The sequence below is a fragment of the Mesorhizobium sp. 10J20-29 genome, assembly GCF_054130485.1.
The window spans coordinates 902,229-915,800 of sequence record NZ_CP199156.1; the positions used below are offsets into that span (position 1 = coordinate 902,229).

13 protein-coding genes are annotated in these 13,572 nt (G+C 64.9%); 7 read left to right on the forward strand and 6 right to left on the reverse strand.

Features of this window, described 5'->3' with window-relative positions; genetic code table 11:
* Positions 1–83: 83 nt before the first annotated feature.
* From ACT2BZ_RS04435 to ACT2BZ_RS04445, 3 genes are all read right to left on the reverse strand, one after another.
* The gene (locus ACT2BZ_RS04435; protein WP_457939584.1) at positions 84–1,277 is read right to left on the reverse strand and encodes a diguanylate cyclase; all 1,194 of its coding nucleotides are present in this window, start codon (positions 1,275–1,277) and stop codon (positions 84–86) included.
* A gap of 121 nt (positions 1,278–1,398) precedes the next feature.
* Positions 1,399–2,808, reverse strand: coding sequence for a 3-isopropylmalate dehydratase large subunit (gene leuC / locus ACT2BZ_RS04440; protein ID WP_457939585.1), 1,410 nt, complete (start codon positions 2,806–2,808; stop codon positions 1,399–1,401).
* 234 nt (positions 2,809–3,042) lie between these two features.
* Positions 3,043–3,588 carry an MgtC/SapB family protein gene (locus ACT2BZ_RS04445; RefSeq protein WP_457939587.1) on the reverse strand — a complete coding sequence of 182 codons (546 nt, stop codon included), beginning with the start codon at positions 3,586–3,588 and terminating at the stop codon, positions 3,043–3,045.
* 128 nt (positions 3,589–3,716) lie between these two features.
* Here ACT2BZ_RS04445 and msrA point away from each other — a divergent pair, with 128 nt between their 5' ends.
* Positions 3,717–4,322 carry a peptide-methionine (S)-S-oxide reductase MsrA gene (gene msrA, locus ACT2BZ_RS04450; RefSeq protein WP_457939588.1) on the forward strand — a complete coding sequence of 202 codons (606 nt, stop codon included), beginning with the start codon at positions 3,717–3,719 and terminating at the stop codon, positions 4,320–4,322.
* Positions 4,323–4,392: 70 nt separating this feature from the next.
* Here the strand turns inward: msrA and ACT2BZ_RS04455 are convergent, their stop codons facing one another.
* Positions 4,393–4,818: an OsmC family protein gene (locus ACT2BZ_RS04455; RefSeq protein WP_457939590.1), complete on the reverse strand. Its 426-nt coding sequence runs from the start codon at positions 4,816–4,818 to the stop codon at positions 4,393–4,395.
* A 420-nt stretch (positions 4,819–5,238) separates the two neighbouring features.
* Here ACT2BZ_RS04455 and ACT2BZ_RS04460 point away from each other — a divergent pair, with 420 nt between their 5' ends.
* Positions 5,239–5,595, forward strand: coding sequence for a YciI family protein (locus ACT2BZ_RS04460; RefSeq protein WP_457939592.1), 357 nt, complete (start codon positions 5,239–5,241; stop codon positions 5,593–5,595).
* A 32-nt stretch (positions 5,596–5,627) separates the two neighbouring features.
* Here ACT2BZ_RS04460 and ACT2BZ_RS04465 read toward each other — a convergent pair whose 3' ends face one another.
* On the reverse strand, positions 5,628–6,878 hold the full coding sequence (locus ACT2BZ_RS04465) for a ubiquinone biosynthesis hydroxylase (protein ID WP_457939593.1): 1,251 nt from the start codon (positions 6,876–6,878) through the stop codon (positions 5,628–5,630).
* A gap of 83 nt (positions 6,879–6,961) precedes the next feature.
* Between ACT2BZ_RS04465 and ACT2BZ_RS04470 the strand changes: the two genes are divergently transcribed.
* From ACT2BZ_RS04470 to ACT2BZ_RS04480, 3 genes are all read left to right on the forward strand, one after another.
* On the forward strand, positions 6,962–7,837 hold the full coding sequence (locus ACT2BZ_RS04470) for an acyl-CoA thioesterase (protein WP_457939595.1): 876 nt from the start codon (positions 6,962–6,964) through the stop codon (positions 7,835–7,837).
* A gap of 223 nt (positions 7,838–8,060) precedes the next feature.
* The gene (locus tag ACT2BZ_RS04475) at positions 8,061–8,399 is read left to right on the forward strand and encodes a P-II family nitrogen regulator (RefSeq protein WP_457939597.1); all 339 of its coding nucleotides are present in this window, start codon (positions 8,061–8,063) and stop codon (positions 8,397–8,399) included.
* 76 nt (positions 8,400–8,475) lie between these two features.
* Positions 8,476–9,795 carry an ammonium transporter gene (locus ACT2BZ_RS04480; protein WP_457941221.1) on the forward strand — a complete coding sequence of 440 codons (1,320 nt, stop codon included), beginning with the start codon at positions 8,476–8,478 and terminating at the stop codon, positions 9,793–9,795.
* 167 nt (positions 9,796–9,962) lie between these two features.
* Here ACT2BZ_RS04480 and ACT2BZ_RS04485 read toward each other — a convergent pair whose 3' ends face one another.
* Positions 9,963–10,274 carry a hypothetical protein gene (locus tag ACT2BZ_RS04485; protein WP_457939599.1) on the reverse strand — a complete coding sequence of 104 codons (312 nt, stop codon included), beginning with the start codon at positions 10,272–10,274 and terminating at the stop codon, positions 9,963–9,965.
* Between the two features lie 113 nt (positions 10,275–10,387).
* Between ACT2BZ_RS04485 and ACT2BZ_RS04490 the strand changes: the two genes are divergently transcribed.
* Together ACT2BZ_RS04490 and ACT2BZ_RS04495 are read left to right on the forward strand one after the other, a co-directional pair.
* The gene (locus tag ACT2BZ_RS04490) at positions 10,388–10,687 is read left to right on the forward strand and encodes a hypothetical protein (RefSeq protein WP_457939601.1); all 300 of its coding nucleotides are present in this window, start codon (positions 10,388–10,390) and stop codon (positions 10,685–10,687) included.
* Between the two features lie 161 nt (positions 10,688–10,848).
* A complete protein-coding gene (locus ACT2BZ_RS04495; RefSeq protein WP_457939603.1) occupies positions 10,849–13,461 on the forward strand; it encodes a DNA translocase FtsK in 2,613 nt (870 codons plus the stop codon).
* The last annotated feature ends 111 nt before the right edge of the window (positions 13,462–13,572 follow it).

Genomic DNA, 13,572 nt, shown 5'->3' on the forward strand with positions numbered 1-13,572 from the left:
AGGGAGCAAACCACGTCACGCCCAAGAAGACGTTAACGATTGCTGCCGGAAGTGATGGGTCGGCCCGGGGTTTAGCCTGGCGGTCAGGCGGCCCCGGCGGGCGTCGGCACGGCCATCGGGCCGCGCTCGTAGGAGACGCGGACGCTGTCGCGGCCGCTCTTCTTGGCATGGTAGAGTGCCTCGTCTGCCCGGCACATCAGTTCAGCGAGGCCTTCCTCTCCGCAACGTGCCGCAACCCCGAAGCTAGCCGTCACGCGCACGTCGGGCGGCAGCCCGTTGACGGCTTCGGCCGAGAACACTGCTCTGACGGCTTCCGCCAGCAGCCGCGCGGCCGCCGGATCGGCAAGCGGCAGCACGACGGCGAACTCCTCGCCGCCCAGCCTGCCGGCCACGCCCCGCACCCCTGCTGCCATTCTCAGCCGCGAAGCGAACTCGATGATCACCTTGTCGCCGGCGGCATGGCCATGCCGGTCGTTCAGCGCCTTGAACTGGTCGAGGTCGGCGACCACCAGCGCGACGGGCAGGTTCCCCTTGGCGCAGCGCTCGAGCAGCTGCGCGGCCTTGGCCTCGAATCCGCGCCTGTTGAGCAGCCCCGAAAGGGCATCGGTCACCGAATCCGACTTGAGATCTCTTACCCTGTCGAGGGCTTCGGCCGTGAACAGCGTCAGGGCAAGCATCAGCGACAAAAGCCCGTGTGAATAGACGCTCGTGGTCCAGTATGGCGACGAATAGAGGGCGCTATCGTCGGCATAGCCCCCGCTGAGCGCCATGAGTGCCAGTGGGCGCGCCAGGAAATTCAGCCCCGACAGCAGGGAGAGCGCAAAAAGGATGCGCTCAACCGGCCCCTTGTCCGGAATGACGCGAAGTTCCGACGCCACGACAAGGCTGATCGCCCCGAGCGCGAAATTCAACGAAAGTATCCGCCAAGACAGATCGGGCAGGACGAACATGAAATAGGAAAAGGCCGCCACCCCGGCGGCTCCGAAGGTCGCTAGCGGGATGATCGGCACGCGGCCCGTGTAGCGCGCCACCACGGCGCCGGCCAGCAGGATCGCCGACAACGTGAACAGCACGATCGACAGGAGCTTGGTGGGTCCGTATCCGATGGGCAGAATGAAGCCCTGCAACAGGAAGCCTATCGCGGTGCCGGTATAGGCCAGTCCCAGCATTGCGAGATAGGGTCGATGCCGCTGGTAGCGCCACAACAGAAAGAAGGCCGCCGCGAGAACCAGCGCGATCGACGGATTCAGCAGGGTAATGAATAGGCTGTTATTCAAAAATTCCGCCGTCCCCTCGCCACGATGGGGGCAATCCTAGCCACGAGGAACAAACATCCGGTTAAACCGGACGGGAGAATGACGTGGGACCGGCCGGCTTGCCGCCGGCCGGGCGAAGGACCTATTTCCAGTCCCGGATGTCGACGAAGTGACCGGCGATCGCGGCAGCAGCGGCCATTGCCGGCGAGACCAGGTGCGTGCGGCCCTTGAAGCCCTGCCGCCCCTCGAAGTTCCGGTTCGAGGTGGAGGCACAGCGTTCATGCGGCTTCAGCCGGTCCTCGTTCATGGCCAGGCACATGGAGCAGCCAGGCTCGCGCCAGTCGAAGCCCGCTGCGATGAAGATCTTGTCGAGCCCCTCGGCTTCCGCCTGTTGCTTGACCAGGCCCGAGCCTGGCACGATCATTGCGTCGACCTTCGGGTTCACGGTCTTGCCCTCGACAACCTTGGCGACGGCGCGCAGATCTTCGATGCGGCCATTGGTGCACGAGCCGATGAACACGCGGTCGAGTTCGATGTCGGTAATCTTGGTGCCCGCGGTCAGGCCCATATAGTCGAGCGCCCGCTGCTTGGAGACCCGCCGGTTCTCGTCGTCGATCTTTGCCGGGTCCGGCACGACTCCCTGCACGGAAACCACGTCCTCGGGCGACGAGCCCCAGGAGACGATGGGCGGCAGGTTGGCGGCGTCGAGCACCACGACCTTGTCGAAATGCGCGCCCTCGTCGGTGGTCAGTGTCTTCCAGTAGTCGAGCGCCATGTCCCATGCGGCACCCTTGGGCGCGCGCGGCTTGTCCTTGACGTAGGCGAAGGTCGTCTCGTCGGGCGCGATCAGGCCGGCGCGCGCGCCGCCCTCGATCGACATGTTGCAGACCGTCATGCGGCCTTCCATCGACAGCGCGCGGATTGCCTCGCCTGCGTATTCGATGACGTAGCCGGTGCCGCCCGCCGTGCCGATCTCGCCGATGATGGCAAGGATGATGTCCTTGGCCGTCACGCCTTCCGGCAGCGTGCCGTCGACGCGCACCAGCATGTTCTTGGCCTTGCGCTGGATCAGCGTCTGCGTCGCCAGCACATGCTCGACCTCCGACGTGCCGATGCCGTGCGCGAGCGCACCGAAGGCGCCATGCGTGGAGGTATGGCTATCGCCGCAAACGATTGTCATGCCGGGCAGCGTGAATCCCTGCTCGGGCCCGATGATGTGGACGATGCCCTGTCGGATGTCCTTCTCGGAATAGTATTCGACGCCGAATTCAGCCGCATTGTCGGCCAGCGCCTCGACCTGGATGCGGCTTTCCTCGTTCTTGATGCCGAACTTGCGGTCAGGCGAGGTCGAGACATTGTGGTCGACCACGGCGAGCGTCCGCTCCGGGTGCCGCACCTTGCGGCCGGTCATGCGCAGCCCTTCGAAGGCCTGCGGGCTCGTCACCTCGTGCACGAGGTGGCGGTCGATGTAGAGCAGGCACGTGCCGTCGTCCTGGCGGTCGACCACGTGCTCGTCGAAAATCTTGTCGTAAAGGGTGCGCGGTGCGCTCATGTGCGTTGATCCGTCGATTGGTATGAAATTGTCAGGTTCGGCTTGAAGCCGTCAGCCGCCGGCTAGTGACCCGGGCGGCAGGTCAGCGCGCCGGAAATGCGCGCGAAGAACCGTCCGGGCAGGCGCTTGTGGTCCTGCAGCACGAACGACCTGAAGCCGCGATTGCCGAAAACATCATCCATGCGCGGCTAATACCAATCTTTTGCCGGATCGGCAATCGGATCGGCTACCCGGCTAGCCTCGCTCCCCGCTCGCTTCGCCTCGGGCCTGGCCATCGCGCTCGGAGCCGGCAGGCTTCTCCTCGCCGCGAAGGTCCAGCCTGTGCTCCAGAGTGTGCAGCGTGCCGAGCACGAAAAGGCTTATCAGCGTGGCAAACACTGCGATCTGCCAGAGCCCGAGCCCGCAGGAGAGCCCAATCGCACCGGCGATCCACATGCCTGCCCCGGTGGTCAGGCCGTGCACTTCGCCGCGGGTGAAGATGACAACGCCGGCCGCCAGGAAGGCGACGCCGGCGGTCACTGCCTCGACGACGCGCAGCGGATCGAGATTTGAGCCCGCGCTCTCGAACATCGGCGCATGCACGATCTCGATGGTCAGTATCGCAAATGTCGCCGCCGCCACGCATACCAGTATGTGGGTGCGCAGGCCGGCGGGGCGCTTGCGCCATTCGCGCTCGAAACCGATCGCCGCCCCGAACAGGGTCGCCAGCAGCAGTCTCGCCGCTACCACGGAAAAGGGGGTGTAAGTCGGATGCCCGAATTCGGCCGCGAGTTCTTCCATATGACGGTAACGCCTGCTGCAAATCCCGGTTCCCGGGCGCCGATCACGCAGGTTTGTAGCGACTTGAATTGAAACCCGGCCGCCTTGCGATAGGTGACGGCAGACCCTGTTCCTGGAGATGCGACGCCATGCTTAGATCCATTCTTGCCGCCGCCCTGTTCGGCATGTCCTGCGCTGTTGCCGGAACCGCCGGTGCTGCCGAAAAATCCGTCATCTTCGCAGGCGGCTGCTTCTGGTGCGTCGAGAAGGACTTTGACCACGTCCCGGGCGTCATCTCGACCGTGTCGGGCTATGCCGGCGGCACCAGCGAGAACCCGACTTACAAGAACCACGGGGCGGCGGGCCACCGCGAAGTGGTCAAGATCGACTATGACGACGCCAAGGTGAGCTTCGACAAGCTGCTGGACGTCTTTTGGCACTCGGTCGATCCGACCGACGGCGGCGGACAGTTCTGCGATCGCGGCCATCCCTACACCACGGCGGTCTATGCCTCCGGCAAGGACGAGATCAAGGCCGCGGAAGCGTCAAAGGTCGAGATTGCCAAGCTGCTCGGCAAGCCCGTGGCAACCGAAATCGCGCCTGCGCCTGCCTTCTGGCCGGCCGAGGAATACCATCAGGACTATTACAAGAAGAATCCGATCCGCTACCGCTTCTACCGCTCGTCCTGCGGGCGCGACAAGGCAATCGACAAGCTGTGGGGCAAGGCGGCGCATCAGGGCATCGAGGGTTCCTGACGCTTCAACCGTCCGTCCTGGAACGCAAAACGGGCGCCACCGGCGCCCGTTTCATGTCGGCGCGGGCTGCTCAGGCGAGCGTTGCGTCGAGCGAGATCTTGATGGCACCGAGTGCCTGGGAAACCGGGCAGCTCGACTTGGCCTTGTCGGCCAGTTCCTTGAACTTGGCGGCATCAAGGCCGGGCACGGTGCCGACCAGCGTGATGGCACTGCCGGTGATGCCGGTTCCCGGCACCAGTGTCACGACCGCCTTGGCGTCCAGCTTCTCCGCCGGCGTACCGTTCTCCTCCAGGAAATGCGACAGCTGCATGGCAAAGCAGCCAGCATGGGCAGCGCCCAGCAGTTCTTCCGGATTGGTACCGGACTTGCCGCTCTCGTCCTCGAAACGTGCCTTGAACGAATAGGGCAGGGCTGACAGGGCGCCGCTCTGAGTGTCGAGCGTTCCGGCCCCTCCCTTTAGCGTGCCCTTCCAGACGGCGGTGGCGTGGCGATCCATGATCTTCTCCTGGGTTGTGATGACGGCCGGCCCGACTACCGGCGGCAAGGCGCACTATAACGCCGACTCATGTGCTTGCCATGACGATGGCGCGCCTGTTGGCACATAGGGCACGGCCCGTCGATTGCAATTTGCAAAATCGAACGCTGAAATGTCGGCCTGCGCGCAGACGGGTCGTCCTTGGGGCAATCGCCGCCCGCAAGGACACACCAGAATGCATGGCCTGCCGCCACCACAGCTAGGATCGGTTCAGCCGCCGGATGTTCGCCCGCCCAGTCGGGCGTCCATCGCCATCGGACTGCTCCGCATGGCTGCGGCCCTCAGCCTGATCGCTGCGATCGTCATCGCACTCGAATTCGCTGCCTCGGCCTCTCAAGTGCAACCGGCCACCAACCTGACTTTCATGGAGGACCCATCCCAATGAAATACGTCCTTCTCGTCTATGGCCGGGAGACTGATCTCGCTGCCCTGAGCCCGGCGGAAATGGCGGAACTCGACGCCCGCTCCCTGGCCTATGACCGTAGCCTTGCCGAGGTCGGCAAGCTGGTCGTCGCCCAGGCGCTCCAGTCGGTGAAAAAATCGAAGATCGTGCGACGGCGCAATGGCAAGGCGCTGGTGACGGACGGACCTTTCGCCGAAACCAAGGAGCAGCTGTTGGGCTTCGTCATGGTCGAAGCCGCCGGCCTCGACGAAGCCCTCGACATGGCCGCCGCAATCCCGCTTGCAGAACTCGGCACCATCGAGGTCCGGGCGGTCTATGACGCACCCGGCTTCTGAAGCGCAGCCGCCGCGACCCGGGCAGCCTCCGCCTAGATCGCCTCGCCCTTCAGCAGGCGCGGCGTGTCGCCGGTCAGTCCGGATGCCTGGCGTATGAAATATTCCTTCATGCGCGGCATGCGCTCCACCAGCCCGAGCCCGATGTCGCGGACCGCTCTGAGCGGTCCGAAATCGTTGGAAAACAGCCGGTTCAGCACGTCGGTGGTGACCCCCATCTGCACCGTGTCGAAGCGCCGCCACTGCTGGTAGCGCTCCAGAACGTCGAGCGCGCCGATGTCCTGCCCGAGCCTGTCGGCCTCGACAATGGTCTCGGCAAGCGCGGCGGCATCCTTGAAGCCGAGATTGAGGCCTTGGCCCGCGATGGGATGAATGCCGTGCGCGGCGTCGCCGACGAGCGCGAGCCGCGGCGCCACAAATGCGCGCGCGAGAGTCAGCCCAAGCGGCCATGCGCGCGGCGTTCCCTCGACCTTGATCTCGCCGAGCTTCAGGCCGAAGCGTTGCTCCAGCTCGACCTCGAAAACGAATGGATCGCCAGAGACGAGCCGTTCGGCATCCGCCGTGCGCTCGGTCCATACGATGGAGGAACGGTTGCCGCTGAGCGGCAGGATGGCGAAGGGCCCGGCCGGCAGGAAGTGTTCTTCCGCGCGCCCGTTGTGCGGCCGCTCATGCGCCACGGTGCAGACAATGCCCGACTGTCCGTATTCCCATGACACCGTTTTGATGCCGGCCATGTCGCGCAGCTTGGAGCGCACGCCGTCGGCTGCGGCGAGCAGCCTTGCCTCGAGCGAGACGCCGTCGGCAAGGTGCACCTTGGTCGTTGCCGGCCCCGTCTCGAAGGAGGCGACAGCGACCCCCTCCACGATGTCGATGCCGAGTTCGGAAGCGCGCCGCCTCAACGCCCCGTTCAGCACCCTGTTGGCCACCATGTGGGCGAAAGGCTCACCGGGCGCCACCTCGCCATCGAAGGTCAGGAACACCGGGCGGACAGGGTCCGAGGTTTTCGAATCGGTGACGATCATCTCGGTGATCGCCTCGGCCTCGGGGGCGATTTCCGCCCAGCAGCCGAGCCTGTCGAGCATGCGGCAGGCGGCTGCGGCGATCGCCGATGCGCGCCCGTCCCGCTCCCAGGCGCCGGGCGGCGCGGCGTCGACGATGGCGACCGAGAGGCTCGGCCGTGCCTGCTTCAGCGACACCGCAGTCGCAAGTCCGACATACCCCGCGCCAGCGACCAGTACGTCAAGTGGCCCGTCCTCGGTTTTCGAAGCCTTTGCCCTTGCTGCCATGCCACTCTGCTCCGCCTTGACTTGCCCGGTCGATCCTGTTGGAAACCGGTTGCTCCACGCTGTTCCGGAAAGGGCGCGAAACTATGTCGGCCGCGATGCAGGAACTCCTCGCCATTCTCGACCTCGAGAGGCTTGAACACAACCTGTTCCGTGGTCGCAGCCCCAAGGAGAACTGGCAGCGCGTGTTCGGCGGCCAGACCATCGCCCAGGCCCTGGTCGCTGCGCAGCGCACCGTCGAACCCGACCGCCACGTTCACTCGCTGCATGGCTATTTCATGCGGCCGGGCGATACCAAGCTGCCCATCGTCTACGAGGTAGACCGCATCCGCGACGGCGGCTCCTTCACCACGCGCCGCGTCGTCGCGATCCAGCACGGCGAGGCGATCTTCTCGCTGGAAGCCTCGTTCCAGGGCGACGAGCAGGGCCTCGAGCACCAGGTGCCGATGCCGCTCGACGTGCCGACTCCCGACACGCTGCTCAGCCAGCAGGAGTTGATGGGCAAGTTCGGCCAGGCCGTGCCGGAAGGCATCAGGCGCTACTGGGAGCGCGAGCGACCGATCGAGATGAAGCCGGCCATGCTGCAGCACTACACCAGCCGCGAGAAGCTCGAGCCGCGCCAGAACATCTGGATCCGCACCACCGGACCCGTCCCGGCCGACCGCGCGATACAGTCTGCGGTGCTCGCCTACCTGTCCGACATGACCCTGCTCGACACCTCGACCTTCGCGCATGGCCGCGCCATCTTCGATCCGGACATTCAGGCCGCGAGCCTTGACCACGCCATGTGGTTCCATCGGCCCCACCCGCTCGACGGCTGGTTGCTCTACACCCAGGACAGCCCCTCGACACGGGGGTCGCGTGGCTTCACGCGCGGCACGCTCTATGCCGAAGACGGCACGCTGGTCGCGTCCGTCGCGCAGGAAGGCCTGATCCGCCTCCGCCGGCCGCCTTCGAGATAGGCATTTCAAGATTTTTGCCTAATTTTTGAGCAAATGCATTGCTGCACCTGCGAAGGCAGAACCCGTCCTTCTCTCTGATTCCATTGATTTACAATAGGTTAACACTGGCTTCGCCGAGTTGGCACGCGGCTTGAATTGCACTGTGCACTTGCCGGTCGTCGAGGGGCGCCCGGCCAGGCACATGTAACGCGGGGGACCCGCAATCAGCAAAGGGTGCAACCTTATGAAAATCGTGATGGCAATCATCAAGCCGTTCAAGCTCGACGAGGTGCGAGAAGCGCTCACCACCGTCGGCATCCAGGGCCTGACCGTCACCGAAGTCAAAGGCTACGGGCGTCAGAAGGGGCATACGGAAATCTACCGTGGAGCAGAATATGCGGTCAGCTTCCTGCCGAAGATCAAGATCGAGGTCGCTGTAGCGCCCGACATTGTCGACAAGGCCGTCGAGGCCATAGTCGGCGCTGCGAAGACCGGACAGATCGGCGACGGCAAGGTCTTTGTCTTCCCGCTCGACCACGCCGTGCGCATCCGCACCGGCGAAACAGACACAGACGCGCTCTAAGCGGGCTCATTCCCATTCCATGGAGATTTCAATGACCATTCCAACCAGTTTCAAATCAGCGGCCCGCACCGCGCTTATGGGCACCCTCGCCCTTGGCGCCTTCGGCACGCTTGCCGCATTCGCGCAGGAGACCGCGCCCGAAGTCGTCGAAGCGGCCGCGCCGATCATCGACAAGGGCGACGTCGCCTGGATGATGACGTCCTGCGCCCTCGTGCTTTTCATGACCATCCCGGGCCTGGCCCTCTTCTATGGCGGCCTCGTGCGCGCCAAGAACATGCTTTCGGTCCTCATGCAGTGCACCGTCATCGCCTCCGTGATGATGATCGTCTGGATCCTCTGGGGCTACTCGATGGCCTTTGGCGGCGGCACCAGCCCGTTCTGGGGCGGTCTCGGCAAGGTCTTCCTGGCCGGCGTCACGACGGACACCACCTCGGCGACCTTCACCGACGGCGTGGTCCTGCCTGAATACCTGTTCATCACCTTCCAGATGACCTTCGCCGCCATCACCCCGGCGCTGATCGTCGGCGCCTTCGCCGAACGCATCAAGTTCCGCGCCGTGGTGCTGTTTTCGGTCCTCTGGGGAACCTTCGTCTATTTTCCGGTCGCACATATGGTCTGGGACGGCGCTGGCTACATCTTCAACCTCGGCGCCATCGACTTCGCCGGCGGCACGGTCGTTCACATCAATGCCGGTGTTGCAGCACTGGTCGGCTGCTTCTTCGTCGGCAAGCGTCTCGGCTACGGCAAGGACAACATGGCGCCGCACTCCATGACGCTGACCATGGTCGGTGCCTCGATGCTGTGGGTCGGCTGGTTCGGCTTCAACGTCGGTTCCAACCTCGAAGCCACGGCCGGCGCTACGCTTGCCATGATCAACACCTTCGTCTGCACCGCGGCTGCCGTACTCTCCTGGTCGGCCGTTGAATCGATGATCCGCGGCAAGGCCTCCATGCTCGGCGCAGCGTCCGGCATGGTTGCCGGCCTGGTCGCTATCACCCCGGCTTGCGGCACCATCGGCCCGGTCGGTGCCATCGTGCTCGGCATCGTCGTCAGCCCGGTCTGCTACTTCTTCGTGGCCACCGTGAAGGGCAAGTTCGGCTATGACGACTCGCTCGACGTCTTCGGCATCCATGGCATCGGCGGCATCCTCGGCGCTCTCGGTACCGGCGTCCTGACGGCGCCGGGTCTTGGCGGCACCGGCGGCGAAGACTTCAGCATCGGCGGCCAGGTCTGGATCCAGTTCGTTGCTATCGTCATCACCATCGTCTGGTGCGGCGTCATCTCGGCGATCCTCTACAAGGTCGTCGACCTTATCGTCGGCCTGCGTCCCACCGAGGAAGCCGAGCGCGAAGGCCTCGACCTCACCTCGCATGGCGAAGTGGCGTATCACTCCTGATCAGTCCCGGGGCGGCCCTGCCGCCCCGGCTTCCTCCCGTCGGGCAGGATCTGTCCGCACTTGACCCGGCTCCGGCCGGGTTTTTTTTGCGCGCCTGCGGCCTGCTGCCTGCTGGCAAAGCGTCGCCGTCGGGCAGGCTTGGTGTCGTCGGGTGGAAGGAAGCGGCTCTAGCGCGCGACGAAGATCTGGCTTTCGACGCACTTCTTGACCGGGCAGTACTTCTTGTCGGTTGTCGGCACGCCGGCGCGCCGGATCACCTGGCTGCTGTCGCAGTACTGCCGGTTCTTGACGTAGAGGTCGTAGATCGGCAGGCCGAGAATGCTCGAAGAGCGGTAGGACAGGATCACCGCGCCCTCGCGCTCCACCAGCGCCTGGACTTCCGGGCACGCCATGTTCGTGATGTCGTAGCGCGTCGCTGCAAATGCATCGCCCGCGACCAGTTGCAGCGTCGCGACGGCGGCAAGTCCCCACCGTGTCATGTGAAGTCTCCGATTTCGGCTGGCGGGCATGCTCGCGTAGAATTGCCTTCGCTTCAAGCCGGGCTTCGGTTTAAGTTCTGGTCGAGAATGAAGAACCATAGAAGGGGTGGAGCATGAAGAGAGCCGTGATTCTGGCAGTCGTTTCGCTGTTTCCTTTCGAGGCTGCGGCAATTGTCCGCTATCTCGTCCAGGACATGACCTGCGCCGACGTGCACGAAGCCATCGAACGCGATGGCGCGGCCATCCTTTACAGGAAGGCGTCTTCCAACGGCCTGCCGCTCTACAACCGCTATGTCAGCAGCTCCGAGTTCTGTCCGAGCGGCCAGCGCATGGCGCGATCGAGCGTCGCCACCGCGGACACGCAGTCCTGCCCCGTCAGCAAATGCGAGGATGCCAACCGGGCGGCGTCCTGACACGACGCCAACGCGCCTCGCTTTCCCGGCACGCTCCCGGCTCCGCCGGCCGGTCAGGCGGCTTATACTTAATGCCGCCTTAACCTTCCCCCCGATAGTCTGGAACCGACTGTCGCAAGGCCGCTAGGTCCGCGATTCTGCACGTACTTACGGGGAACGACATGCGTTCTGGGGTTTCCGCACCGCTCACGCTGGCCGACACCGGCCTTGGCATCCAGGCCTTCTTGCGTCGCCAGGCAGGCCGCGCCGCCGGCATCGCGCTTCTTGGCGGGGTGGCCTTCGCGCTTGCCAGCCTCGGCACCTGGAGCGTGGTCGACCCAAGTTTCAGCCATGCCACCGATAGCCCGGTGACCAACGCCATGGGCTATGCCGGCGCCGTCTTTTCCGACATCGCCATGCAGTTCTTCGGCCTTGCCTGCGTCGCCGCACTGGTTCCCGCCGTCATCTGGGGCCTGCTGTTGGCTACCGCGCGTAGCGTCGACAACCTGCCGAAGCGCGCCGCCGCCTGGTTTGGCGCTGCGCTCATCGCCTCGGCGATCGCCGGTTGCATGACGCCGCCTGAAACCTGGCCCCTGCCGACCGGGCTCGGCGGTGTTTTCGGCGACATGGTCCTGAAGATCCCCGCTGCCTTCACCGGCGAATACCCGACAGGCCTCCTCGCCACCGCGCTCGGCGTGATCCTGCTGGTTCCGGCAGCCTATCTCTTTGCCTATGGTTCCGGCCTCACGGCCAGGCAGCACCCCATCACCCTCAAGCGCGCCGCCGCCCCCCGTCAGGAGGTCGAGGAAGAAGCCTTCGACGATGAAGACGAGGACGACAGCGAAGGCATCCTGGCCCTCGGCGCAATTGCCCATTGGTGGCTCTCGGCGCGTGCCTTCGCGCGGCGCACCGCTGCGAAGTTCCGTGGCCCCGACAACTCCGGTTTCGACGGCGTCGACAGGGCCGGTGGCTGGCGGCGTGCTGCCGAGCGCGTCGAATCGGCCGAGCGTGCCGAGGCGCGCATGGCAGGCGGCCGCATCGAACCCGAATTCCGCGACGCCGATGACGACGGCATGATCATGCCGGTCGAGCACGACAGCTTCGACGACGATGGCGATTTCCTGCAGGACGACGCGCCCGCCGAAGTGCGCGTGCAGCCCTACCGCACGCCCGCCGGCGCCGCCCGTGTCGATGGCCCGGCGCCGCGCCCTGTGCCCGGCGCTCGCGTCCAGCGCGAGGCCCAGACCTCGCTCATCAAGGCGTCGGACTTCGAGATGCCGACCCTGCATTTCCTCAGCGAACCAAAGAACGTCGTGCGCGACACGACCCTGTCGAAGGATGCGCTCGAACAGAACGCCCGCCTGCTCGAGGGCGTGCTGGAGGATTTCGGCGTCAAGGGCGAGATCATCCATGTCCGCCCCGGTCCCGTCGTCACGCTCTACGAACTAGAACCGGCGCCCGGCATCAAGTCGTCGCGCGTCATCGGCCTTGCCGACGACATCGCCCGCTCGATGAGCGCGATTGCCGCACGTGTCGCGGTCGTGCCCGGCCGCAACGCCATCGGCATCGAACTGCCCAACGCCAAGCGCGAGACGGTCTATCTCCGCGAAATCCTCGCCAGCCGCGACTTCGAGACCACAAAGGCAAAGCTGGCATTGGCGCTCGGCAAGTCGATCAACGGCGAGGCGGTGATCGTCGACATCGCCAAGATGCCGCATGTTCTCGTCGCCGGCACCACCGGCTCGGGCAAGTCGGTCGCCATCAACACCATGATCCTGTCGCTGCTCTACCGCATGACGCCGCAGGAATGCCGCCTGATCATGATCGACCCCAAGATGCTCGAGCTTTCCGTCTATGACGGCATCCCGCATCTGCTCACCCCCGTCGTCACCGATCCGAAGAAGGCCGTCGTCGCGCTGAAATGGACCGTGCGCGAGATGGAGGACCGCTACCGCAAGATGTCGAAGGTCGGCGTGCGCAACATCGAGGGCTTCAACGCCCGCGTCGCGGCTGCCGAAAAGAAGGGCGAACGCATCTCGCGGACTGTCCAGACCGGCTTCGACCGTCAGACCGGCGAGGCCATCTACGAGACCGAGAACCTCGACCTCGAGACGATGCCCTTCATCGTCGTCATCATCGATGAGATGGCCGACCTGATGATGGTCGCCGGCAAGGACATCGAGGGCGCCGTGCAACGCCTGGCGCAGATGGCGCGTGCTGCCGGCATCCACGTCATCATGGCGACCCAGCGCCCCTCGGTCGACGTCATCACCGGCACCATCAAGGCCAATTTCCCGACCCGCATGTCCTTCCAGGTCACCTCCAAGATCGACAGCCGCACCATTCTTGGCGAGCAGGGCGCCGAACAGCTGCTTGGCATGGGCGACATGCTCTACATGGCCGGCGGCGGCCGCATCCAGCGCGTGCACGGTCCCTTCGTCTCCGACGACGAGGTCGAGAAGGTGGTCGCCCATCTCAAGCTGCAGGGCGTGCCGGAATATCTCGACGCCATCACCGAGGACGATGGCGAGGACGAGGACGAATCCTCCGGCAAGGGCAGTGGCTCGGGCGGCGGCGGCAATTTCGAAGATTCCGACGATCCTTACGATCAGGCCGTTTCCGTGGTTCTGCGTGACGGCAAGGCCTCGACCAGCTATATTCAGCGTCGCCTCGGCATCGGCTACAACCGCGCCGCCTCGATCATCGAGAAGATGGAGCAGGAAGGCATCGTCGGCCCGGCCAACCACGCCGGCAAGCGCGAGATCCTGGTGCCGACCGAAGAAGACAAGATGTAGCGTCAGCGCGTACTGCCGCCCAGCCCGGAACCCGGCGGCAAATGTGGGGTTGAGTTGTCCCGGCTGGGAGCGCCGTCAAAATTGCGCCCCACTGCATGCCTATCGACGTAT

Bases quoted from the DNA above. Each gene is read 5' to 3' on its own strand.
- leuC (WP_457939585.1), bottom strand. From the start codon at position 2,808: ATGAGCGCACCGCGCACCCTTTACGACAAGATTTTCGACGAGCACGTG.
- ACT2BZ_RS04445 (WP_457939587.1), bottom strand. From the start codon at position 3,588: ATGGAAGAACTCGCGGCCGAATTCGGGCATCCGACTTACACCCCCTTT.
- msrA (WP_457939588.1), top strand. From the start codon at position 3,717: ATGCTTAGATCCATTCTTGCCGCCGCCCTGTTCGGCATGTCCTGCGCT.
- ACT2BZ_RS04455 (WP_457939590.1), bottom strand. From the start codon at position 4,818: ATGGATCGCCACGCCACCGCCGTCTGGAAGGGCACGCTAAAGGGAGGG.
- ACT2BZ_RS04460 (WP_457939592.1), top strand. From the start codon at position 5,239: ATGAAATACGTCCTTCTCGTCTATGGCCGGGAGACTGATCTCGCTGCC.
- ACT2BZ_RS04465 (WP_457939593.1), bottom strand. From the start codon at position 6,878: ATGGCAGCAAGGGCAAAGGCTTCGAAAACCGAGGACGGGCCACTTGAC.
- ACT2BZ_RS04470 (WP_457939595.1), top strand. From the start codon at position 6,962: ATGTCGGCCGCGATGCAGGAACTCCTCGCCATTCTCGACCTCGAGAGG.
- ACT2BZ_RS04475 (WP_457939597.1), top strand. From the start codon at position 8,061: ATGAAAATCGTGATGGCAATCATCAAGCCGTTCAAGCTCGACGAGGTG.
- ACT2BZ_RS04480 (WP_457941221.1), top strand. From the start codon at position 8,476: ATGGGCACCCTCGCCCTTGGCGCCTTCGGCACGCTTGCCGCATTCGCG.
- ACT2BZ_RS04485 (WP_457939599.1), bottom strand. From the start codon at position 10,274: ATGACACGGTGGGGACTTGCCGCCGTCGCGACGCTGCAACTGGTCGCG.
- ACT2BZ_RS04490 (WP_457939601.1), top strand. From the start codon at position 10,388: ATGAAGAGAGCCGTGATTCTGGCAGTCGTTTCGCTGTTTCCTTTCGAG.
- ACT2BZ_RS04495 (WP_457939603.1), top strand. From the start codon at position 10,849: ATGCGTTCTGGGGTTTCCGCACCGCTCACGCTGGCCGACACCGGCCTT.